A 20,842-nucleotide genomic window follows, 5' to 3' on the forward strand; every position below is an offset into this window, starting at 1 on the left:
GGCTCAGATCCAGCCGTTCTCGCGCAGCTGCCCCGCATACGTGCGGCTGACCGGGACCTCAGAGCCATCCTTGAGGGTGAGCGTCGCCCGCCCGTCCCCCCGGCGGGCGTCGGCGATGGCGTTGCGCGCCACCCACCAGGAGCGGTGCACCTGCATGCCTTCGATCCCCTCCAGCTCGGCCACCGCGTCGGCCAGCCGCATGAGGATCAGGTCCTGTCCCTTTGAGGTGTGGAGCCGGAGGTAGTGGTCCTCGGCCTCCACCGCCCAGACCTCCGCGCCGCGCAGCTTCAGCGGCAGTCGCTCGAGAAACTTGGGCGGGGCGGGCGCGCCGGGCGCGGCGCGGCGGGTCTCCACCACCAGGTTGACCGCGAACATCATCAGCGAAACCACGAACACCGGCACGAACAGGAACGGCGCCAGGCGCAGCGGCATGCCGTCCTTGAGGATCAGGGTGGACGCCGCCCACACGACCAGGGTGAACGGCGCCGACATCACGGCCGCCGCGGCGATCCCGCCGCGCCAGAGGCCCAGCCGCTGGCGGATGGCGGTGCGCAGGAACAGCCGCGCGACGAGACCGCCCCAGAGCGCGCCCACGGCCATGAGCAGGATCCAGTAGAGCAGCCGCAGCCCGGCGGGCGCATCGTGGGTACCGAAGGCGCCGGAAAGGGTCAGGAACACGGCCGCGACCCCGGCGATGCCGAAGGTGCGGCCCCAGCCGGTCAGGTCCTCGTGCGGACCAAGCCTCAGCAGCAGGCGCTTCATGCCGCCGCTCGCGAAGCGTGAACGGCGCCCGCCTGCCGCTCGCGAACCCGCCGCGTCATCCCGCGTATTGCCGCTCGCGCATCGATCCGACGGCCCCCATCCGAGCGACGAACACGGCGCAGCGCCTCGGACGCTCCGCCAGCATTCGGGAGATAAAGGATGTCGCTGGTTTCGCAAATCCAGGCCAAAGGCCGCACGCCGGGCTTCGCCCCTCGTTTCCTTGTGGCCATGGCCGCGGTGGTCGTGGTGCTCTACCTCGCCCTGGGGGCTTTCTGGCGCCCGGCGCTCGGCGGGCTCGCGGCCGCCCGGCTGCACGCCCCTGACCTGACGGTCTGGAACGGCCTTTCGCCGGCGATCAAGGTGCACGTCCTGTTCGCCGTCGCCGCCCTGGTGCTCGGCGCCGTCCTGATGCTGGTGCGCAAGGGGCGGACCTTCCACCGCGTGGCGGGCTGGACCTGGGTCGCGGTGGTCGCCGTGGTGGCCGGCTCGACCCTGTTCATCACCAGCCTCAATCATGGCTCGTGGTCGGTGCTGCACCTGTTCACCGGCTGGACGCTCATCACCCTGCCAATCGCGGTGATCGCCGCCCGGCGCCACGAGATCGCCCGCCACCGCGGGCGCATGATGGGACTGTTCTACGGCGGCTTCGCCATCAACCTCTTCGTGGCGTTCATCCCCGGCCGGGCGCTCTGGCAGATGTTCTTCGGCTGAGCGGCGCGACGCGGCTCACCCAGCGGAATAGAGGGCGTTTTTGACGCCCTCACGCGGTTGTCATCGAGGAGGGGGGCGCCTATAACCGCGCCCACTCGCCGCCCCGGGCGAGGCGATCACAGCGCCACGGCCTCATGAACATCCACGAACACCAAGCCAAAGCCGTCCTCGCAGAGTTCGGCGTCGCGGTCCCGCGCGGCTATCCCGCCTTTTCCGTCGACGAGGCGGTGCAGGCGGCTGAAAAGCTCGGCGGCCCCGTCTTCGTCGTGAAGTCCCAGATCCACGCCGGCGGGCGCGGCAAGGGGCGCTTCGAAGGGCTCGGCGCGGACGCCAAGGGCGGCGTGCGCGTGGTGAAGTCGGTGGACGAGGTCCGCACCAACGCCGAGGAAATGCTCGGCCGGGTGCTGGTGACCCACCAGACCGGCCCGTCCGGCAAGCAGGTGAATCGCCTCTACATCGAGGAAGGCGCCGCCATCGCCAAGGAATTCTACCTCTCGCTGCTGGTCGATCGCGAGACGAGCCGGGTGTCGGTGGTGGCCTCCACCGAAGGCGGCATGGACATCGAGGAAGTGGCCCACGCCACCCCGGAAAAGATCACCACCTTCTCCATCGACCCGGTGACCGGCGTGTGGCCGCACCACGGCCTGATGCTCGCCGCAGCCCTGGGCCTGAAGGGCGACCTCGCCAAGCAGGCCTCCAAGCTGCTCGGCCAGCTCTATGCCGCGTTCATGGCCAAGGACATGAGCATGCTGGAGGTGAACCCGCTGATCGTCACCGCCGACGACCAGCTGCGGGTGCTCGACGCTAAGGTGAGCTTCGACTCGAACGCCCTGTTCCGCCACAAGGACATCGTCGCCCTGCGCGACGAGAGCGAGGAGGACCCGAAGGAGATCGAGGCCTCCAAGTACGACCTCAGCTACATCGCCCTCGACGGCGAGATCGGCTGCATGGTCAACGGCGCCGGCCTGGCCATGGCGACCATGGACATCATCAAGCTCTACGGCGCAGAGCCCGCCAACTTCCTGGACGTCGGCGGCGGCGCCTCCAAGGAGAAGGTCACGGCCGCGTTCAAGATCATCACCGCGGATCCCAACGTGAAGGGCATCCTGGTGAACATCTTCGGCGGCATCATGCGTTGCGACATCATCGCCGAGGGCGTGGTCGCCGCCGTGAAGGAAGTCGGTCTGAAAGTGCCGCTCGTGGTCCGCCTGGAAGGCACCAACGTCGAGCTCGGCAAGAAGATCATCAACGAGAGCGGTCTAAACGTGATCGCCGCCAACGACCTGTCGGATGGCGCGGAAAAGATCGTCCAGGCCGTGCGGGGGGCCGCGTAAGAGACATGTCCATCCTCATCGGCAAAGAAACCCGCGTCATCTGCCAGGGCATCACCGGCTCGCAGGGGACCTTCCACACCGAGCAGGCCATCGCCTACGGCACCAAGATGGTCGGCGGCGTCACCCCCGGTAAGGGCGGGACGAAGCACCTGGACCTGCCGGTGTTCGACACCGTCGGCGAGGCGGTGAAGGAAACCGGCGCCGACGCCTCGGTCATCTACGTGCCGCCGCCGTTCGCCGCGGACTCGATCCTGGAAGCCATCGACGCCGAGATCCCGCTGATCGTCTGCATCACCGAAGGCATCCCGGTGACGGACATGATCAAGGTGAAGCGCGCCCTGGCCGGTTCGAAGTCGCGCCTGATCGGGCCGAACTGCCCGGGCGTGCTGACGCCCGAGCAGTGCAAGATCGGCATCATGCCGGGCAATATCTTCAAGAAGGGCTCGGTGGGTGTTGTGTCGCGCTCCGGCACGCTTACCTACGAGGCCGTGTTTCAGACGTCTCAGGTGGGCCTCGGCCAGACGACTGCCGTCGGCATCGGCGGCGACCCGGTCAAGGGCACCGAGTTCATCGACGTGCTGCAGATGTTCCTGGACGATCCCGAGACCGAGTCGATCATCATGATCGGCGAGATCGGCGGCTCGGCCGAGGAAGAAGCCGCTGAGTTCATCAAGAATTCAGCAATCAAGAAGCCTATGGTCGGCTTCATCGCGGGTCGTACGGCGCCTCCGGGCCGTCGCATGGGCCACGCGGGCGCGATCATCTCCGGCGGCAAGGGCGGGGCCGAGGACAAGATCGCCGCGATGGAGGCCGCGGGCATCCGCGTGTCGCCGTCTCCGGCGAAGCTTGGCGAAACCCTGCTCGAGGTGCTGAAGAGCGCCTGAGGCACATAGTTTTTCAGCGTATGGGCGGTCCGCGCTCGGCTCCTTGATCAGAAGCTCCGCGGTCCGACCGGGAAGCGGACGAAATGGCGGACGACGCAGGTCTGATCAACGAGGTGCTCGCCGAGACCTCCTTCCTCTACGGCGGCAATGCCGCCTTCGTGGAGGACCTCTACGCGAAGTGGGCCTCTGATCCCGGTTCGGTGGAGCCCTCGTGGCAGGCGTTCTTCGCCTCCCTCGCCGACCGCGCCGACGAGGTGAAGCGGTCGACGCAGAAGCCCGCCTGGACACGACCCGCCGCGCCGGCCGCGCGCCCCGACTGGCTGTCCGCCATCGACGGCATGTGGCCCGCCGTCGAGGCCAAGCTGGGCGCCAAGGTCGCCGAGAAGAAGCCTGCCGCCACCCAGGACGAGGTGCGCGCCGCGACCCTCGACAGCCTGCGCGCCATCATGATGATCCGGGCCTACCGGATGCGCGGCCACCTGAAGGCCAACCTCGACCCGCTGGGCATCGCCGCCACGCCGGGCGACGCCTCCGAGCTGGATCCGGCCACCTACGGCTTCGCGGAAGCCGACTACGACCGGCCGATCTTTCTCGACTTCGTGCTTGGGCTGGAGACCGCCACCCTGCGCGAGATCCTCGGCATCCTGCGCCGCACCTACTGCGGCAACGTCGGCGTGCAGTACATGCACATCTCCGATCCCAAGGAGAAGGCCTGGCTGCAGGAGCGTATCGAGGGCCGCGACAAGGAGATCGCCTTCACCAAGGAAGGCAAGGTCGCCATCCTGAAGAAGCTGGTCGAGGCCCAGGGCTTCGAGCAGTTCCTGCACCGCCGCTTCCCCGGCACCAAGCGCTTCGGCCTCGACGGCGGCGAGAGCATGGTTCCGGCCCTGGAGCAGATCATCAAGCGCGGCGGCGCCATGGGGGTGAAGGACATCGTCATCGGCATGCCGCACCGCGGCCGCCTGAACGTCCTGGCCGCCGTGATGGGCAAGCCCTACCACGTGATCTTCCACGAATTCCAAGGCGGCTCGTCCGTGCCGTCGGACGTGGAAGGCTCGGGGGACGTGAAGTACCACCTGGGCGCCAGCTCGGACCGCGAGTTCGACCAGAACAGCGTCCACCTGTCGCTGACCGCCAACCCCAGCCACCTGGAGATCGTCAACCCGGTGGTGATCGGCAAGGTGCGCGCCAAGCAGGCCTTCACCCTGCGCGAGCAGCCCACCGCCGGCCGCGGCCACGTCCTGCCGCTGCTGCTGCACGGGGACGCCGCCTTCGCCGGCCAGGGCGTGGTGGCCGAGTGCTTCGCCCTGTCGGGCCTCAAGGGCTATGGCGTCGGCGGCACCATGCACTTCGTGGTGAACAACCAGATCGGCTTCACCACCAGCCCCAAGAACTCGCGCTCCTCGCCCTATCCGTCCGACGTGGCGCTGATGGTCGAGGCCCCGATCTTCCACGTGAACGGGGATGACCCGGAGGCCGTGGTCTTCGCCGCCAAGGTGGCCACCGAATACCGACAGCTGTTCGGCAAGGACGTGGTCATCGACATGTTCTGCTACCGCCGGTTCGGCCACAACGAGGGCGACGATCCGACGATGACGCAGCCCTTGATGTACGCGAAGATCAAGGACCATCCGTCGGTGCGCGACCTCTACGCCCGCAGGCTCGTGGGCGAAGGCGTCGTCTCCCAGGACGAGGTCGACGCCTGGGTCGCCGAGTTCAACGACTTCCTCGACAAGGAATTCGACGGCGGCAAGTCGTACAAGCCGAACAAGGCCGACTGGCTGGACGGCAAGTGGTCAGGCCTGAAGCTGCCCACCGCGGACGAGAAGCGCGTCACCGGGGTGCCGAAGCAGAAGCTGCTGGACCTCGGCCGCAAGATCACCACGGTCCCCGAGCGGATCAGCATCCACAAGACCGTGGACCGGGTCGTCCAGGGCCGCCGCGAGGCGATCGAGAGCGGCCAAGGCCTGGACTGGGCCACGGCCGAGCACCTGGCCTTCGCCACCCTCCTCGATCAGGGCTACCCGGTGCGCCTGTCCGGCCAGGACAGCGTGCGCGGCACCTTCACCCAGCGCCACTCGGGCCTGATCGACCAGAAGACTGAGGAGGTCTACTTCCCGCTCCGCAACCTCGGGCCCAACCAGGCGCACTTCGAGGTGCTGGACTCGGCGCTGTCCGAAGAGGCGGTGCTGGGCTTCGAGTACGGCTTCTCGCTGACCGACCCCAACACCCTGACCATGTGGGAAGCCCAGTTCGGCGACTTCGTGAACGGCGCCCAGGTGGTCATCGACCAGTTCATCTCCTCGGGCGAGCGCAAGTGGCTGCGGATGAGCGGTCTAGTGATGCTGCTGCCGCACGGCTACGAGGGCCAGGGTCCGGAGCACTCCTCCGCTCGCCTCGAACGCTTCCTCCAGCTCTGCGCCGAAGACAACATGCAGGTCGTCAATCCGTCGACGCCGGCCAACTACTTCCACATGCTGCGCCGCCAGGTGCTGCGGGAGTACCGCAAGCCGCTGATCGTCATGACGCCCAAGAGCCTGCTGCGCCACAAGCGCTGCGTCTCCACTCTCGCCGACCTGGCGGAGGGCACGACCTTCCACCGCGTGCTGGTGGACGGCGCCGAGGCGGGCTGCGACGTGGGCGGCGTCACGCTGAAGGCGGACGCCGAGATCAACCGGGTGATCCTCTGCTCCGGTAAGGTCTACTACGACCTCATTGAGCAGCGGGCGAAGACCGGCCGCGACGACGTCTACATCCTGCGCCTCGAGCAGTTCTATCCCTGGCCGATGAAGTCGCTGTCCAGCGAGCTGAAGCGCTTCAAGAACGCCGAGCTGGTCTGGGTGCAGGAAGAGCCGAAGAACATGGGCGGCTGGCAGTTCGTCGACCCGTGGCTGGAGCTCACGCTGGAACGCCTGAACGTCAAGTCCAAGCGCGCCCGCTACGTGGGTCGCCCGGCCTCGGCGTCCACCGCCGCCGGCCTGATGAGCCGCCACCTCAAGGAACTGGAAGCCTTCCTCACCGAAGCCTTCGCCTAGACCACCGAGACCTTAAGCCCCCCTCCCTCACTGTTTGTGTTGAAGACCTAAGGAGCGCACCGGCAATGGCCGACATCATGACCCCCGCCCTGGGCGAGTCCGTCACCGAAGCGACGGTGGCGCGCTGGACCAAGAAGGCCGGGGAGCCGGTGCGCAAGGACGAGATCCTCGTCGAACTGGAGACCGACAAGGTCAGCCTGGAAGTGGCCGCGCCGTCGGACGGGGTGCTGGAGAGCATCGCCTTCGACGAGGGCGCCACCGTCGAGCCGGGCGCCATCCTGGGCAAGATCTCGGAAGGCGGCGCGGCGGCCAAGCCGACCTCCTCGCAGGGCTCGGTGACCCCGACCGCTGCGCCGACCTCCAGCCCGGCGCCGGTTCCGGCCGGCGAACTGCAGCCGGAAGCCACGCCCGGCAAGGCGGCGCCGACCTCCTCGCCGGTCCCGGACATGAGCCCGTCCGCCAAGGCGAAGTCCGAGGCCGTCCTGGCCCCCTCCGCCCAGCGGATCGCAGCCGAGAACAATCTCGACGCCGGCGCGATCTCCGGCACCGGCAAGGACGGCCGCATCACCAAGGGCGACGCCCTGGCGGCGCTCGAAGCCCGCGCCAAGGCTCCGGCCCAGGCGCCGGCGCCGGCGGCTCCACGCGCCACCCACGAGCGCGAGGAGCGGGTCCGCATGACCCGCCTGCGCCAGACCATCGCGCGCCGGCTGAAGGAGGCCCAGAACGCGGCGGCCATGCTGACCACCTTCAACGAGGTGGACATGACCAACGTCATGGCCCTGCGGAACCAGTACAAGGACGTGTTCGAGAAGAAGCACGGCGTGAAGCTCGGCTTCATGAGCTTCTTCGTGCGCGCGGTGATCTACGGCCTGAAGCAGGTGCCCGAGGTCAACGCCGAGATCGATGGCCAGGACATCATCTTCAAGAACCACTACGACATCTCGGTCGCGGTGGGGACGGAGCGGGGCCTGGTGACGCCCGTGGTCCGCGACGCCGACCTGATGAGCCTGGCCGAGATCGAGAAGGAGATCGGCGCGCTCGGCAAGAAGGCCCGCGACGGCCAGCTGGCCCTCGAGGACCTGCAGGGCGGGACCTTCACCATCTCCAACGGCGGGGTCTACGGCTCGCTGATGTCGACCCCGATCCTCAACGCCCCGCAGTCGGGCATCCTGGGCATGCACAAGATCCAGGAACGTCCGATGGTGGTGAACGGCCAGATCGTCCCGCGCCCGATGATGTACCTGGCGCTGAGCTACGATCACCGGATTGTCGACGGAAAGGGCGCGGTGACCTTCCTGGTGCACGTGAAGGACGCCATCGAGGATCCGCAGCGCCTGCTGCTCGACGTCTGACCTGCGAACCGCACGCAATGCCTAGAGGCCGGCGGGGCGCGTGCTCCGCCGGCCTTTTTCGTGCGTCGTCAGGCGGCGCGTGACGAAGCCGCCGCAGCGCTGTCTTCGGACAGCCGAAAGGCCCCCATCTGGCCCGCGAGGCTGTCGGCCTCGGCGACCAGCGACTGCACGGATAGCGCAAGCATCGGCCGTCTCCACGCTGCTGCGGGTCAGCCGGTCGGCCCGCTCGATGGTCTCGGTCATCGCCCCCACGTTGCGCACCTGGGTGCGGGCGGCCTCCGAGATGTCGGCCACGCGCTCGGCGGCGAGCCGGACGCTCTCGATGACGTTGCGCATGAACTCCCCCGCCTCGTTCACATAGGCGACGCCGGACTTCACCTCGTCGGCCGAGGCGGTGATCAGGCCGCGCACGTCCTTGGCTGCGTTGGCCGAGCGGGTGGCGAGGTTGCGGACCTCGGTCGCGACGATGGCGAAGCCACGGCCCTGCTCGCCGGCCCGCGCGGCCTCGACCGCGGCGTTCAGCGCCAGCAGGTTCGTCTGGAACGCAATGTCGTCGATCAGGTCGATGATCTCGCCCACCTGCCGGGAGCGCTGCTCGATCTCGCCCATCGCCTGCACGGCGCGCTCGGCGATGCCCTCGCCCGAGATCGCCATGTCGGCGGCCTCGCGCGCGGCGGTGGCGGCGGCCTCGGCGTTGGTGGCGGTGGACTGCACGGCCGCGTCCATCTGCTGAACGGCGGCGGCGGTCGCCTGCAGCTCGTTCGCCTGCTGCTCGGCGCGGTGGGCGAGCTCGGTGGCCGAAGCCGCCAGCGCGTGCGCCGAGCTGCGTGTGGCGTCCGAAGAGGCGGAGGCTTCCCCAAGCGCGCCCGCCAGCTGGTCGGCCGCCCGGTTCAGGTTCTCCGCGACTGCGGCGAAGCGCCCGTCGTAGCGGTCGCTGGCGCGGCCTGTCAGGTCCCGCTCCGCAAGGGCGCCGGCGAGCTGGTCGATGTCGCCCAGGAAGCGGTCGGTGGAGTCGCAGAGCGCGTTCAACGCCACGCCCACGTTGGCGAGCTCGCCCAACTCCGGCCCGGTGGGCGCGCGGACGGAGAAGTCGCCGCGGCGCCCAGCTTCCGCGATGGCCGAGATCGCCTGGATCAGCTGCTCGGCCTGCCGGGCGCGGCGGCTCGCGCCGTCGGCCAGGTCGGCGTTCTCCGAACGCTGCCGGTGGATGGTGGCCTGGGTTTCCAGCAGGTCGCGCATGAGCTCGGCGATCTCGCCGCGGCCCTTGACCGTGACGTCGCGGGGCGGCGCGCCGGCGGCCATTTCGCGCGTCAGATCCTGCAGCCGACGGATGTGCCGGCGGACGTTATAGGACACGAAGAGCGCCACGAGGCCGCCCAGCAGGATGGTGGGGCCAAGGGAAATGAGGATCAGATCGTGCGCCTGGGCCGAGGCGTTCTCCATCTGGGTGCGCGCCTCGAAGGCGCTGGCGGTCAAGGCCATGACCGTGTCCTCCAGCTTGACGTCCAGCGCGCGGAGCGCGGCCGCATCGCCAGCGACCGGCGCTTGCAGGGCCTGGATGATCTCGGCTGCGCCGGCCTTGGCTTCGGGGTCGCCCTTTTCCACCACCACCTGCAGGTCGCTGATGGCGGCGTCCACCAGCTCGGTCTGCCGGGCGAGCGAAGCCGGGTCGCCGGCGGCGACCAGGCCGATCAGCTCCTTGAGCGAGGCCTGGCCGCTGCGGGCGTGGGAAAGCGAGGTGAAGGCGCCATCGTAGGTCTGCTTGCCGACCTCGGAGACCTCGCCGTTCTTGGCCATGCCGTAGAGGCCGACCGACACCGCCACGATCACCAGGGCCGCGCAGGCGCCGGTGACCTGCGCCCACAGCGGCAAGCGCTGGCGGAAGACCTCGTCGTGGGTCTCCGGCATCATCCGCTGCAGCACGTCCTTCCTGCGGATCAGGGCGTTGAAGACCACCGCGGCAAGGTGGGTCACGATCAAGACAATCAGGCTGTAGGCGGCGGCGCGGTGGCAGGTCAGCAGGACGTCCGCTAGGTCGAGGTTCGCCTCGATCATCGGCGGGACAGCGATCAGTCCCAGAACCTTGAACGCGTCCCCCCGCGCCCAGGCGAGCGCGATCCCGAGCGCCGGCAGGCCCACGATGATGGCCAGCATGCCCCAATGCACGAGGCGCGCGGCCCACACCTGCCAGGCGGGGGTGCCGGCGAGCGGGGGCGGAGACCGGTGGCGGGGCGCCACCGCCAAGCGCAAGCTACCCATTAGCAGGATACCGAGTCCACAATTTGCGTGGACCGCCAGTACCGCCTGGCCGTATTCCAGAGACGCCATCTGCTTGAAGAGCAGCATGACGGCGAGCTGCAGCCCAATCAGGCCGGCGACCGTCCAATGGATGAGCCGCAGCAGCCGCGGATAGCGCACTTCGTCCACGCTATTGATCCCCCGAGACAATCTCCCGAACCGAGTAGGAGCCGATGAGGGTTAACGACGCATAGCGCGTTCTGCGACAGGTTGCCGCATTTCGCATTTCACCGGTCGTTAAAAGCCTCCGCCCGACCTTCCACGGAAACGGACGGGGGGAGACCGCATGTTCAAAATCCGACTCCAGAGGGTCGCTCGATCGCTCTTGTTGGTGGCCGGCGCCAGCGTTCTGGCCTGGGCGTCCAAGGGCGTTGCAGACAGCTTGCCGTCGGAAGAGCTCGGCGCCCTGAAGAAGCAATACACGCGCCCGGCAGCGGTCCCCGCCCCCGACGACAATCCGATCACCCCCGCAAAGGTGGAGCTCGGCCGCAAGCTGTTCTTCGACCCGCGGATCTCCGGGTCGGGCGTCATCTCCTGCGGCAGCTGCCACAATCCCAGCCTCGGCTGGGAAGACGGCCTCGCCTTCGGGGTCGGCCACGGCGGCGGCAAGCTGGGTCGTCACACGCCCACCATTCTGAACGTCGCCTGGGGCGGCCCCTATTTCTGGGACGGCCGCGCTGCGACTCTCGAGGACCAGGCGAAGGGACCCATCGAGTCGCCGGCCGAAATGAACATGAGCCACGGAGACGCCGTGGCGCGGGTGAAGGGCATCGCAGGCTACCAGGCCGCCTTCGCGCAGGTGTTCCCAAACGAGGGCGTCACCATCGACACCGTAGCCAAGGCGATCGCCACCTATGAGCGCACGGTGGTGTCTGGCGAGGCGCCCTTCGACCGCTGGATCAACGGCGACGAGGACGCGATCTCCGAGAAGGCCAAGCGCGGCTTCGTGCTGTTCAACACCAAGGCGAACTGCGCGGTCTGCCACACCGGCTGGCGCTTCACCGACGACGGCTTCCACGACATCGGCATCTCCGGCACCGACGAGGGCCGCGCCAAGGTCGCGCCGCGGATCGAACAGCTGCGCTTCGCCTTCAAGACGCCGACGCTGCGCAACATCGCCGACCGCGCACCCTACCTGCACGACGGCTCCGCCCGCACCCTGGAGGCCGTCGTCGACCTCTATAACAACCCGACCCTGGAGCGCGGCAGCCGCTCCACGGAGGTGAAGCCGCTGGGCCTCACCGCCGAGGAGAAGGGCGAGCTGGTGGCCTTCCTCAAGACGCTGAGCAGCGAGGACCCGCCGCAGCCCTTCCCGAACCTGCCGAAATGACCCGACCTAGGACCCGCCCCATGACCAAGACCCGCACCGCCCTGGCCGCCGCGGCCATCATCCTGCCCAGCATCCTGGCCGGCGCCGCCGTCGGCGCGGCCTCGACGACCGTCGACCAGGCAGGGCTGGCCTTCAACATGCCGGCCCTGACCGTCAAGCGTGGCCAGTCGGTGGTGTTCCAGAACAGCGACCGCACCGTCCACAACATCACCGTGTCCGGCCCCGGCATGACCTTCAACGGCGGGCTGCAGAAGCCCGGCGACAAGGTCAGCGTGCTGTTCACGAAGGCTGGCGCCTTCAATGTCAGCTGCGGCATCCACCCCAAGATGAAGATGACCGTCACCGCCAGCTGAGCTGGAAATCGCGTCGCAAGCCTCGCCTCGGCGGCCCAAAACCTATATCTGGGCCGCACTTTTCCTTCGACACCTGCAGGCGAGTTACATGGCCCAGTACGACGTCGTCATCATCGGGGGCGGCCCCGGCGGCTACAACGCGGCGATCCGCGCCGGACAGCTGGGATTGAAGGCGGCGTGCGTCGAAATGCGCGGGACCCTGGGCGGCACCTGCCTCAACGTCGGCTGCATGCCGTCCAAGGCCCTGCTGCACGCCTCCGAGCTCTACGACGCTGCGAACACCGAGTTCGCCACCCTCGGCATCGAGGTGAAGCCCAAGCTGAACCTGGTTCAGATGATGAAGCAGAAGGCGGACTCGGTCGCCCAGCTCACCAAGGGCGTCGAGTTCCTCTTCAAGAAGAACAAGGTCGACTGGGTGAAAGGCCGCGGCCGCATCGCCGGCCCGGGCAAGGTCGAAGTCACCGGCGAAGATGGCGCGACCCAGACCCTTGAGACCCGCAACATCGTCATCGCCACGGGCTCCGAGCCGGCCGGCCTGCCCGGCGTCATCGTCGACAACGAGCGCATCGTCGACTCCACCGGCGCCCTCTCCCTGCCGGAAGTGCCGAAGCACCTGGTGGTGATCGGCGCGGGCATCATCGGCCTCGAACTGGGCTCGGTGTGGCGGCGGCTCGGCGCGAAGGTCACCGTGGTCGAGTTCCTCGACCGCATCTCGCCCGGCATGGACGCCGAGATGGCCAAGACCTTCCAGCGGGCGCTGACCAAGCAGGGCATGGCGTTCAAGCTTGGGACCAAGGTCACGGGGGCCAAGGCGTCGAAGAAGGGCGTCACCCTCTCCATGGAGCCGGTCGCCGGCGGGGCGGCCGAGGAGCTGGAAGCGGACTACGTCCTGCTGGCCATCGGCCGCAGGCCCTACACCGAGGGGCTGGGGCTGGAGACCGTCGGCGTGGCGCCGAACGCCCGCGGCTTCATCGAGACCGACCACTGGCGGACGACCGCGGCCGGCGTCTGGGCGATCGGCGACGTGACGCTCGGCCCGATGCTGGCGCACAAGGCCGAGGAAGAGGCCGTGGCGTGCATCGAGACCCTCGCCGGCAAGGCGGGACACGTGAACTACGGGATCATTCCCTCGGTCGTGTACACCGCGCCGGAAGTGGCTTGGGTCGGCAAGACCGAGGAGGAGCTGAAGGCGGAAGGGCGCGCCTACAAGGCCGGCAAGTTCCCGTTCACCGCCAACAGCCGGGCGAAGATCAACCACGAGACCGAAGGCTTCGTGAAGGTGCTGGCCGACGCCCAGACCGACGAGATCCTGGGGGCGCACCTGATCGGACCGTCCGTCTCCGAGATGGTCGGCGAGTTCGCCGTGGCCATGGAATTCCGCGCCGCGTCGGAGGACGTGGCCCGCACCTGCCACCCGCACCCGACGCGCTCCGAGGCGCTGCGTCAGGCCTCCATGGGGGTCGAAGGTTGGACGATGCAGGCCTGAGCCAGCAACGGGCGGGCGGCCTGACGGTGCGCCCCGCACGCCTGGAGGAGCTCCCGGCGTGCGCTGACCTCTATGTGAAGGTGCTGCGCGAGACCTTCACCTGGCAACGGCCCGAACGCCACCGCCGAGAGGATTTCGCCCGCGCCGCGCGCGAGGAGGAGATCTATGTGGCGGTGCTGGAGGACCGGCTGGTCGGGCTCGCCGGCTTCTACCGGCCGCAGAATTTCCTCCACTCGCTCTATGTGACCGAGCGCGGGCGGGGCATTGGAAAGGCCTTGATCGACTACGTCAGCGGCGTCGCCGACGGTCCCGTGTCGCTGAAGGTCCAGGAGCCCAACGTCCGCGCCCAAAGGTTCTACGCCCGCGAGGGTTTCGTCTGCACAGAACGCGGCCGAGACCCCGGCTCCGACGTGCGCTGGCTGCGGCTGGAGCGGCGGGTAGCGCAATCTTGACGTGACCCGCTCCGGTTGCGGCCGCATGCTCCGGGCCTCGTCCGAGAAGGAGGTTTCGTCACATGATCGCCCTGCTCATGGCCGCCGCCGTCTCTTCGGCCGCAGCCGACCTCCCCGTCCGCATCTCCCCACGGATGATCGCGCGCTCTCAGCTGAACTGCGGCCTCTGGAACGCCGAGCCTGTAAACCGCCGTGGACCGAACCCGCCGCGTGTCCAATCGCTGGGCGAGCTGCCGCCGGCGGACCAGGAACTCACAGTCCTGCGCATGGGACCTGACGGTTGCTCGCAGGCGGTCGTCGTTCGCCGCAACGTCCAGGGCGATGGTCGCTTCCCGGCGCCCCGCCGCTAGCTACGCCCGCGGGTGGGCGCTGGCGTAGGCGCTGAGCAGCGCCGCGGCGTCCACTTCGGTGTAGCGTTGGGTGGTCGACAACGAGGCGTGGCCCAGCAGTTCCTGGATTGAGCGCAGGTCGGCGCCCGCCCCCAGCAGGTGGGTGGCGAAGGAGTGCCGCAGCGCGTGCGGCGTGGCGCTGTCGGGCAGGCCTAGCCGACCGCGGAGCGACTGGACGGTCGCCTGCACGTGCCGCGGCGACAGCGGTCCGCCGCGCCGGGCTCGAAACAGCGGGGCTTCGGGTCCCAGGACAAAGGGACACTGGGCCAGATAGGCGTCCACGGCTTCGCGCACCGCCGGCAACACGGGCACGATCCGCGTCTTCGCACCCTTGCCGGTGATCCGCAGGCTGTCGCCCAAGGGCGCGTCGCAGCGTTTCAGGGACAGGGCTTCCGAGATCCGCAGGCCGCAGCCGTAGAGCAGGGTCAGCACCGCCTCGTCGCGGGCGGCCTCCCAGCCGTCGCGATCGGGATCGAGCGCCGGTTCCGCGATCAGGCCGCGGGCCTGGTCCTCGGTGACCGGCCGCGGCGCGCCGGGCTTCACCCGCGGCCCGCGCACCAGGGCGATGGCCGGGTTCGGCGCATCCAGCCGGCGATCGAGAAAGCGATGAAAGGTGCGGATGGCGCTCAGCGCCTGGGACAGGGACCGTGGCGACAGCGGCTTGTCGCCCTGCCTCAGGTGGGCGAGCCAGGCCCGCACCTCGCCCGCCGTCACCTCGGACAGACCCTTCACCGTCAGCGTCTCTCCGCGGTGCTGACACAGAAAGGCGATGTAGCGGTCCACCGCGAAGCCGTAGGCCTCCAAGGTGCGCGGCGAGGCGCGGCGTTCGTGCGCCAGATGCTCCAGCCAGAGCGCCCTGGCCGCGGCGGCGTTCAGAGGACCGGCCACCGCTCGGCCGTGCGCTCCACCACCCGGGCGAGGAAGGCCACCAGCTCGGCGCCCATGTCCGGGGTGAAGCCGTCGGGATCCTCAGAGCCGAAGGCGATCAGCCCCTGGCGTGCGGGCTCCCAGATCGCCAGCCGCACCATGGCCATAGACTGCACCCGCTCGGCGCGGCCTTCGAAGAGCCCCAGGGCGGTCGGCGCGAAGCCCATTCGATGCAGCGACTGGTGTCCCCCGAGCAGGAGGTCCACCTGGCCTTCCACCAGGGCCCGCCAGCCGGCCGGCGTGTTCTCCGGACCCTCCAGCGCCACGACGCCGGCGGTCAGGCCGAAACGCCACTGCGCCAGGTCGTCCACCCGGCGCGCAAGGTCGGCGTGGTTGCGGCTCTCGAGCAGGTCGATGACCGCCCCGTGGGTCTGGCCCTGGGCGGCGTAGTTCTCCCGCGCGGTGGCTTCGAGCTGCTGCCGGGCGCTCGCCTCGCGGCGGTGGGCGGCGTGCACCCGGGCGAGGGCCGCCGGCCCGAAGTCGACCACGTTCTCGGCGGCGAGCTTCAGGCCGAGCTCTGCGAGCAGCTCGCCGTCGGCGCGGACCAGCTCCGCGTTGTCCACCAGGTAGCGCCGGACCCCGGGCTCCAGCTGCGCGTCGTCCGCTCTCGCCTCGGCCCCGTCCATGCCCGTCCCTGGTTCTAGAGGATGGACTGGCCCGTCTTCGCCCAGTCCTTGAGGAATTGATCAAGCCCCTTCTCGGTTAACGGGTGCTTGAAGAGCGCCTGGAAGACGTCCGGCGGGATGGTGGCGCAGTCGGCGCCGACCATGGCCGCCTGGGCCACATGGCCGGGGCTGCGGATGGAGGCGGCCAGGATCTCGGTGTCGAAGCCGTAGTTGTCGTAGATCGTGCGGATCTCGGTGATCAGGTCCATGCCGTCGGCGCCGTGGTCGTCCAGCCGGCCGATGAACGGGCTGATGTAGCTGGCGCCGGCCTTGGCCGCGAGCAGCGCCTGGGCCGCCGAGAAGCACAGGGTCACGTTCGTGAGGATGCCCTCGCGGGCGAACTCGCGGGTGGCGATCAGGCCGTCACGGGTCAGCGGCACCTTCACCACCACATTGGGGGCGATGGTGGACAGCCGGCGGCCCTCGTCCAGCATGCCGGCGGTGTCGGCGGCGGCGACCTCGGCGCTCACCGGGCCTTCGACGACGGCGCAGATCTCGCCGATGACGTCCAGCATGTTGCGGCCGGACTTGGCGATCAGCGAGGGGTTGGTGGTGACGCCGTCCACCAGGCCGGTGGCGGCGAGGTCCTTCAGGACCGCCACGTCGGTGGTGTCGAGGAAGAGCTGCATGAGATGACCTTGCGAATGCGGGAGACGCTTGTAGCCGCCTTCCGGTCCGGCGCAAAAGGTCCCCGATGAGCCGTATCGCGTCCGTCCTGCTGCCCATGCCGCTTCCGGAGGCGTTCGACTACGCCGAGCCGGAAGGGCTGGACCTCGCCGTGGGCGACCAGGTGGCCGCCCCGTTGGGTCCCCGGCTGGTGCGCGGCGTGGTCACGGCAGTGCGCGACGCGGCCGGGGGCAACCGCCCGCTGAAGCCGGTGGCCGAGCGCCTGGACGAGCCCCGCCTCCCGCCGGGCACGATCGCCTTCGTGGAGTGGGCGGCCCGCTACGCCGTCGACTTTCCCGGCGGCCCGCTGGCCATCGCGCTCCGCGGCGCCCGCTGCCCCAAGCCCAAGCCCGTGCGGCTCGTGGAGCGCACCGGGGCTCAGCCCGCCAATCCGACGCCCGCCCGCCTCAGGGTGGTGGAGGCCGCCGCCACGCCCATGAGCCCCGCCGACCTGGCGCGGGCGGCCGGCGTCTCCTCGGGCGTGGTGAAGGCCCTGCTGGAAGAGGGCGTGCTGGCGCTGCGCACGGTGGCCCCGGTCGCCCGCTTCGACGAACCCGACCTGGCCCGCCCCGGCTCGGAGCTGAACGCCAGCCAGCGCGCCGCCGCCGACGCCCTGAACGGCCTCCTGGACGAGCAGGGCTTCGGCGTCGCCCTCCTCGACGGCGTCACCGGTTCGGGCAAGACCGAGGTCTACCTCGAGGCCGCCGCCCACGCGCTGGCGGCGGATCCAACGGCCCAGGTGCTGGTCCTGCTGCCCGAGATCGCGCTCACGCAGGCGGTGATCGGCCGTGTCGCAGCTCGCTTCGGCGCGCAGCCCGGCGAGTGGCACTCCGACGTGGCCCCGCCGGCTCGCCGGCGCGTCTGGGAGGCGGTGGCGAACGGCCGCTGCCGGATCGTGGTGGGCGCCCGCTCGGCGCTGTTCCTGCCGTTCGCCAACCTGCGCCTGATCGTCGTCGACGAGGAGCACGACAGCTCGTTCAAGCAGGAAGAGGGCTTCATCTACCACGCCCGCGACCTCGCCGTGGTCCGTGGCCGGATCGAGAAGGCGGCCGTCGTCCTGGCCTCGGCCACGCCGTCGCTCGAGAGCCTGCGCAACGCCGAGACCGGCCGCTACCGCTGGCTCAGGCTCGGCGCGCGCCACGGGACCGCCCGGCTTCCGGACATCGAGCTGATCGACCTGCGCACCACCCCGCCCGAGAGCGGCCGCTGGCTCTCGCCGCCCCTGGTCACGGCCATGGAAGAGACCTGGAAGCGCGGCGAGCAGACCCTGCTGTTCCTCAACCGCCGCGGCTACGCCCCGCTGGTGCTTTGCCGCGCGTGCGGCGAGCGGATGACCGCCCCCGACACCGACAGCTGGCTGGTGGAGCACCGCTATTCCGGACGCCTCGTCTGCCACCTGACCGGCTTTTCCATGCCCAAGCCCGAGCGCTGTCCGCACTGCGGCGCCCAGGACAGCCTGGTCTCCATCGGCCCTGGCGTGGAGCGGGTGGAGGAGGAGGCGCGCGCCCTGTTCCCGGAGGCCCGGGTGGCCGTCTTCTCCTCGGACACCGTCTACGACGCCCGCGAGGCGAAGCGGCTGGTGGAGAGCATGGCCGCCGGTGAGATCGACATCCTGGTGGCGACCCAGGCGGCCGCCAAGGGCCACAACTTCCCGAAGCTGACCCTGGTGGGGGTCGTCGACGCCGACCTCGGCCTCCGCGGCGGCGACCTGCGCGCAGCGGAGCGCACCTACCAGCTGCTGGCCCAGGCCACCGGCCGGGCGGGTCGACGCGACCGGCCGGGCAAGGCCCTGCTGCAGACCTACGCCCCCGACCACGCGGTGATGCAGGCGCTGGCCGCCCAGGACCGGGACGCCTTCGTCGCCGCCGAGATGGAGGAGCGGGCGTTCGCCAAGCTGCCGCCGTTCGGCCGCCTCGCGGCGGTGATCGCCTCAGGCGCGGACCCTGCCCAGCTCGACGCCTTCGTCCGCGCGATGGCCGAGGCTGCGCCCAACGCCGAAGGGGTGGAGGTCTATGGCCCGGCGGACGCCCCGCTCAGCCTGGTGCGCGGCCGTCGCCGCAAGCGCTTCCTCGTCCGCGCCGACCGTACGGTGGACCTGTCGGCCTACATGGCCACCTGGCGCGCCCGGGTGAAGCCTCCCGCAAGCGTCCGCCTGGCCATCGACATCGACCCCTACAGCTTCCTGTAGGACCGCTAGCTCGGCGCGAGGCCGCAGCCTAGCGGTCGCCGCCTTGGCCGGTGGCGGCGGCGATGAGGGCGCCGATGCGGTCGGTGGAGTCGGCGGCCTGGGTCAGCAGGGCCAGCGGACCGGCGCCCGGGCGGACGGCGGCGGAGACCTGGTTCGCGGCGGTCTGGGCCATGGCGAGCGCCTTGTTGCCCACCTGGTTCCAGCCGTTGACGGCCAGCTTCTGGGCCTGGGCGTCCTGGTAGATGAAGCCGTAGGTGGGGTAGGTGGAGCCGCCGAGGTCCCGGCTCGGGTCGTACCAAACCTTCACCTGGCTCCAGTCGCCGGCCGGCGAGACGTCGACGATGGTGACGTCCTTCTCGACCTTGCCGCGCGAGCCGTCGATGGGCGACCAGTTGGCGTGGGTGATCTGGACCACGCGGTCGGTGAGCACCTGGGACACCACGGCCACGTGGCCAAGGCGCATCCGCTCGGTGGGCTTGAAGCACAGCACGGCGCCGGTCTTCGGCTGGAAGCCGGTCTCGTACTTGCCGATCGCCTGCTGCCACCAGGTGCGGGCGTCGCCGAAGATCTGGATGCCCGACAGGAGGCGGGCGAACGGCACGCACTGCCAATAGGTGTCGGCCGCGGCGGTCACAGGCGTCATGCCGACGAACGCGGCGACGGCCAGGGAACCCAGCAGGGTCCTCAGCTGTTTACGCATGCTTGGGCACTCCCCGACGCTACGAGCGAAGGGATAACCCTAGCCCCCCGGCAGTGAAAAGAGGGTTTACGCGGCTGCGACCGCCGGTCGCCAGCCGTCATCGCGAGTCGGGCGGGCTCCGCGGGCGGCAATATCTGCCGGCGGCAAGAGCTTAGGAAGACAAAAGCGTTAACCGGCGGCCCGGCCATTAAGACAACTATGCCACAGGGGGTGTGGCGCCGCCCGAACCTAAGCTGTCGCCGCGCCGATACATCCCGCGTCTATACTGGTCCCGCGCCGCGAACACCTGACATCACGCGCTTGCAACGATCTGAAACAAGTGCTCGCCCGCTCGCCTGCGACGCGAAGGCAAGTCTTCGGCGGCCGAAGGCTGCGCCGTTCACGAAACCGCGAGCGCCGTGATCGCCTGTGGATAAGCGGCAAGTGACGGCCAAGCCCTAGCCGTGGCCGCGCGCCTTCCTAGATATGGCTTCGCCATAACTGGGAGAGAACGACAGCCGATGGACGCCATCACCCCCTTGCTCAGCGACCCGGCCGCCTGGGCGGCTCTGATCACCCTGATCGTGATGGAGGTGGTGCTGGGGATCGACAACCTGATCTTCATCTCGATCCTTTCGAACAAGCTCCCCGAGCACCAGCGCAGCAAGGCGCGGCGGGTGGGCATCTCGCTCGCCCTGATCATGCGGCTGGGGCTGCTGTCGACCATCGCCTTCATCGTCACCCTGACCCAGCCGGTCTTCTCCCTGCCGTGGCAGGGCCCGCTGAACAGCCATGGGGAGCCCTCGTTCGAGCTGCAGTTCTCGTGGCGCGACCTGATCCTGATCGCCGGCGGGCTGTTCCTGGTCTGGAAGGCGACCACCGAGATCCACGAGAAGACGGCGCCCGCCGACGGCCACGGGGTGATGGACACCGGCGGCCGCATGGTCGCCAACTTCGGCGCGGCGATCTTCCAGATCCTGCTGCTGGACCTGGTGTTCTCGATCGACTCGATCCTGACTGCCGTGGGCATGACCGAGCACCTGCCGATCATGGTCACGGCCGTCCTGGTGGCCGTGCTCGCCATGATGCTGGCCGCCGACCCCCTGGCCAACTTCATCCACAACAACCCGACCGTGGTGATGCTGGCGCTCGGCTTCCTGCTGATGATCGGCGCGGTGCTGATCGCCGACGGCTTCGGCGTGCACGTTCCCAAGGGCTACATCTACGCCGCCATGGCCTTCTCGGCCCTGGTGGAAGGCCTGAACATGCTGGCCAGGCGCGCCGCCAAGCGGCGGGCCGGCGGCGGGACCGATCCCACGTTGCATTAGGCC

The 20,842-nt window shown here is 69.5% G+C and carries 18 protein-coding genes; 12 read left to right on the forward strand and 6 right to left on the reverse strand.

Going from position 1 to position 20,842, the window contains the following annotated elements; all coding sequences use genetic code 11:
• Window positions 1-3 precede the first annotated feature (3 nt).
• Window positions 4-762: a LytTR family DNA-binding domain-containing protein gene (locus VIL67_RS03025; RefSeq protein ID WP_332047360.1), complete on the reverse strand. Its 759-nt coding sequence runs from the start codon at window positions 760-762 to the stop codon at window positions 4-6.
• Window positions 763-921: 159 nt separating this feature from the next.
• Between VIL67_RS03025 and VIL67_RS03030 the strand changes: the two genes are divergently transcribed.
• From VIL67_RS03030 to odhB, 5 genes are all read left to right on the forward strand, one after another.
• Complete coding sequence (locus tag VIL67_RS03030) at window positions 922-1,473, forward strand: DUF2306 domain-containing protein (RefSeq protein WP_332047361.1); 552 nt, start codon at window positions 922-924, stop codon at window positions 1,471-1,473.
• 134 nt (window positions 1,474-1,607) lie between these two features.
• Complete coding sequence (gene sucC / locus VIL67_RS03035; RefSeq protein WP_332047362.1) at window positions 1,608-2,807, forward strand: ADP-forming succinate--CoA ligase subunit beta; 1,200 nt, start codon at window positions 1,608-1,610, stop codon at window positions 2,805-2,807.
• Between the two features lie 5 nt (window positions 2,808-2,812).
• The gene (gene sucD, locus VIL67_RS03040; protein ID WP_332047363.1) at window positions 2,813-3,691 is read left to right on the forward strand and encodes a succinate--CoA ligase subunit alpha; all 879 of its coding nucleotides are present in this window, start codon (window positions 2,813-2,815) and stop codon (window positions 3,689-3,691) included.
• Between the two features lie 83 nt (window positions 3,692-3,774).
• Window positions 3,775-6,726 (forward strand): 2-oxoglutarate dehydrogenase E1 component, encoded by a 2,952-nt coding sequence (locus VIL67_RS03045; protein WP_332047364.1) that lies wholly within the window; start codon window positions 3,775-3,777, stop codon window positions 6,724-6,726.
• A gap of 65 nt (window positions 6,727-6,791) precedes the next feature.
• The gene (gene odhB / locus VIL67_RS03050) at window positions 6,792-8,078 is read left to right on the forward strand and encodes a 2-oxoglutarate dehydrogenase complex dihydrolipoyllysine-residue succinyltransferase (protein ID WP_332047365.1); all 1,287 of its coding nucleotides are present in this window, start codon (window positions 6,792-6,794) and stop codon (window positions 8,076-8,078) included.
• Window positions 8,079-8,099: 21 nt separating this feature from the next.
• Here odhB and VIL67_RS03055 read toward each other — a convergent pair whose 3' ends face one another.
• Entirely contained in the window at window positions 8,100-10,505 is a 2,406-nt protein-coding gene (locus VIL67_RS03055) for a methyl-accepting chemotaxis protein (RefSeq protein WP_332047366.1), read from the reverse strand.
• A gap of 157 nt (window positions 10,506-10,662) precedes the next feature.
• Between VIL67_RS03055 and VIL67_RS03060 the strand changes: the two genes are divergently transcribed.
• The 5 genes from VIL67_RS03060 to VIL67_RS03080 all read left to right on the forward strand — a co-directional run bounded on the left by VIL67_RS03060 (window position 10,663) and on the right by VIL67_RS03080 (window position 14,347).
• A complete protein-coding gene (locus tag VIL67_RS03060) occupies window positions 10,663-11,706 on the forward strand; it encodes a cytochrome-c peroxidase (protein ID WP_332047367.1) in 1,044 nt (347 codons plus the stop codon).
• Window positions 11,707-11,726: 20 nt separating this feature from the next.
• Complete coding sequence (locus VIL67_RS03065) at window positions 11,727-12,059, forward strand: cupredoxin domain-containing protein (protein WP_332047368.1); 333 nt, start codon at window positions 11,727-11,729, stop codon at window positions 12,057-12,059.
• 88 nt (window positions 12,060-12,147) lie between these two features.
• On the forward strand, window positions 12,148-13,545 hold the full coding sequence (gene lpdA, locus VIL67_RS03070) for a dihydrolipoyl dehydrogenase (RefSeq protein ID WP_332047369.1): 1,398 nt from the start codon (window positions 12,148-12,150) through the stop codon (window positions 13,543-13,545).
• Window positions 13,527-13,997: a GNAT family N-acetyltransferase gene (locus VIL67_RS03075; RefSeq protein WP_332047370.1), complete on the forward strand. Its 471-nt coding sequence runs from the start codon at window positions 13,527-13,529 to the stop codon at window positions 13,995-13,997. The genes lpdA and VIL67_RS03075 overlap by 19 nt, the downstream gene beginning before the upstream one ends.
• A gap of 62 nt (window positions 13,998-14,059) precedes the next feature.
• Complete coding sequence (locus VIL67_RS03080) at window positions 14,060-14,347, forward strand: hypothetical protein (protein ID WP_332047371.1); 288 nt, start codon at window positions 14,060-14,062, stop codon at window positions 14,345-14,347.
• On the opposite strand, the gene VIL67_RS03085 is transcribed toward VIL67_RS03080, so the two are convergent.
• Genes VIL67_RS03085 through fsa form a run of 3 tightly spaced genes read right to left on the reverse strand, consistent with a single transcriptional unit; the run spans window position 14,348 to window position 16,607 of the window.
• Window positions 14,348-15,274: a tyrosine recombinase XerC gene (locus VIL67_RS03085; protein ID WP_332047372.1), complete on the reverse strand. Its 927-nt coding sequence runs from the start codon at window positions 15,272-15,274 to the stop codon at window positions 14,348-14,350.
• On the reverse strand, window positions 15,259-15,939 hold the full coding sequence (locus VIL67_RS03090; protein WP_332047373.1) for a DUF484 family protein: 681 nt from the start codon (window positions 15,937-15,939) through the stop codon (window positions 15,259-15,261). Before VIL67_RS03090 ends, VIL67_RS03085 begins: the two co-directional genes overlap by 16 nt.
• Window positions 15,940-15,953: 14 nt before the next feature.
• Window positions 15,954-16,607 (reverse strand): fructose-6-phosphate aldolase, encoded by a 654-nt coding sequence (fsa, locus tag VIL67_RS03095; RefSeq protein ID WP_332047374.1) that lies wholly within the window; start codon window positions 16,605-16,607, stop codon window positions 15,954-15,956.
• 65 nt (window positions 16,608-16,672) lie between these two features.
• Between fsa and VIL67_RS03100 the strand changes: the two genes are divergently transcribed.
• Window positions 16,673-18,832 (forward strand): primosomal protein N', encoded by a 2,160-nt coding sequence (locus VIL67_RS03100; protein ID WP_332047375.1) that lies wholly within the window; start codon window positions 16,673-16,675, stop codon window positions 18,830-18,832.
• 28 nt (window positions 18,833-18,860) lie between these two features.
• Here VIL67_RS03100 and VIL67_RS03105 read toward each other — a convergent pair whose 3' ends face one another.
• Window positions 18,861-19,532 carry a CHAP domain-containing protein gene (locus tag VIL67_RS03105; protein WP_332047376.1) on the reverse strand — a complete coding sequence of 224 codons (672 nt, stop codon included), beginning with the start codon at window positions 19,530-19,532 and terminating at the stop codon, window positions 18,861-18,863.
• Window positions 19,533-20,032: 500 nt separating this feature from the next.
• Here VIL67_RS03105 and VIL67_RS03110 point away from each other — a divergent pair, with 500 nt between their 5' ends.
• Window positions 20,033-20,839, forward strand: a complete 807-nt coding sequence (locus VIL67_RS03110) for a TerC family protein (RefSeq protein WP_332047377.1) — start codon at window positions 20,033-20,035, stop codon at window positions 20,837-20,839.
• The last annotated feature ends 3 nt before the right edge of the window (window positions 20,840-20,842 follow it).

Source organism: Phenylobacterium sp. (assembly GCF_036563385.1).
Taxonomy (GTDB): Bacteria; Pseudomonadota; Alphaproteobacteria; order Caulobacterales; family Caulobacteraceae; genus Phenylobacterium.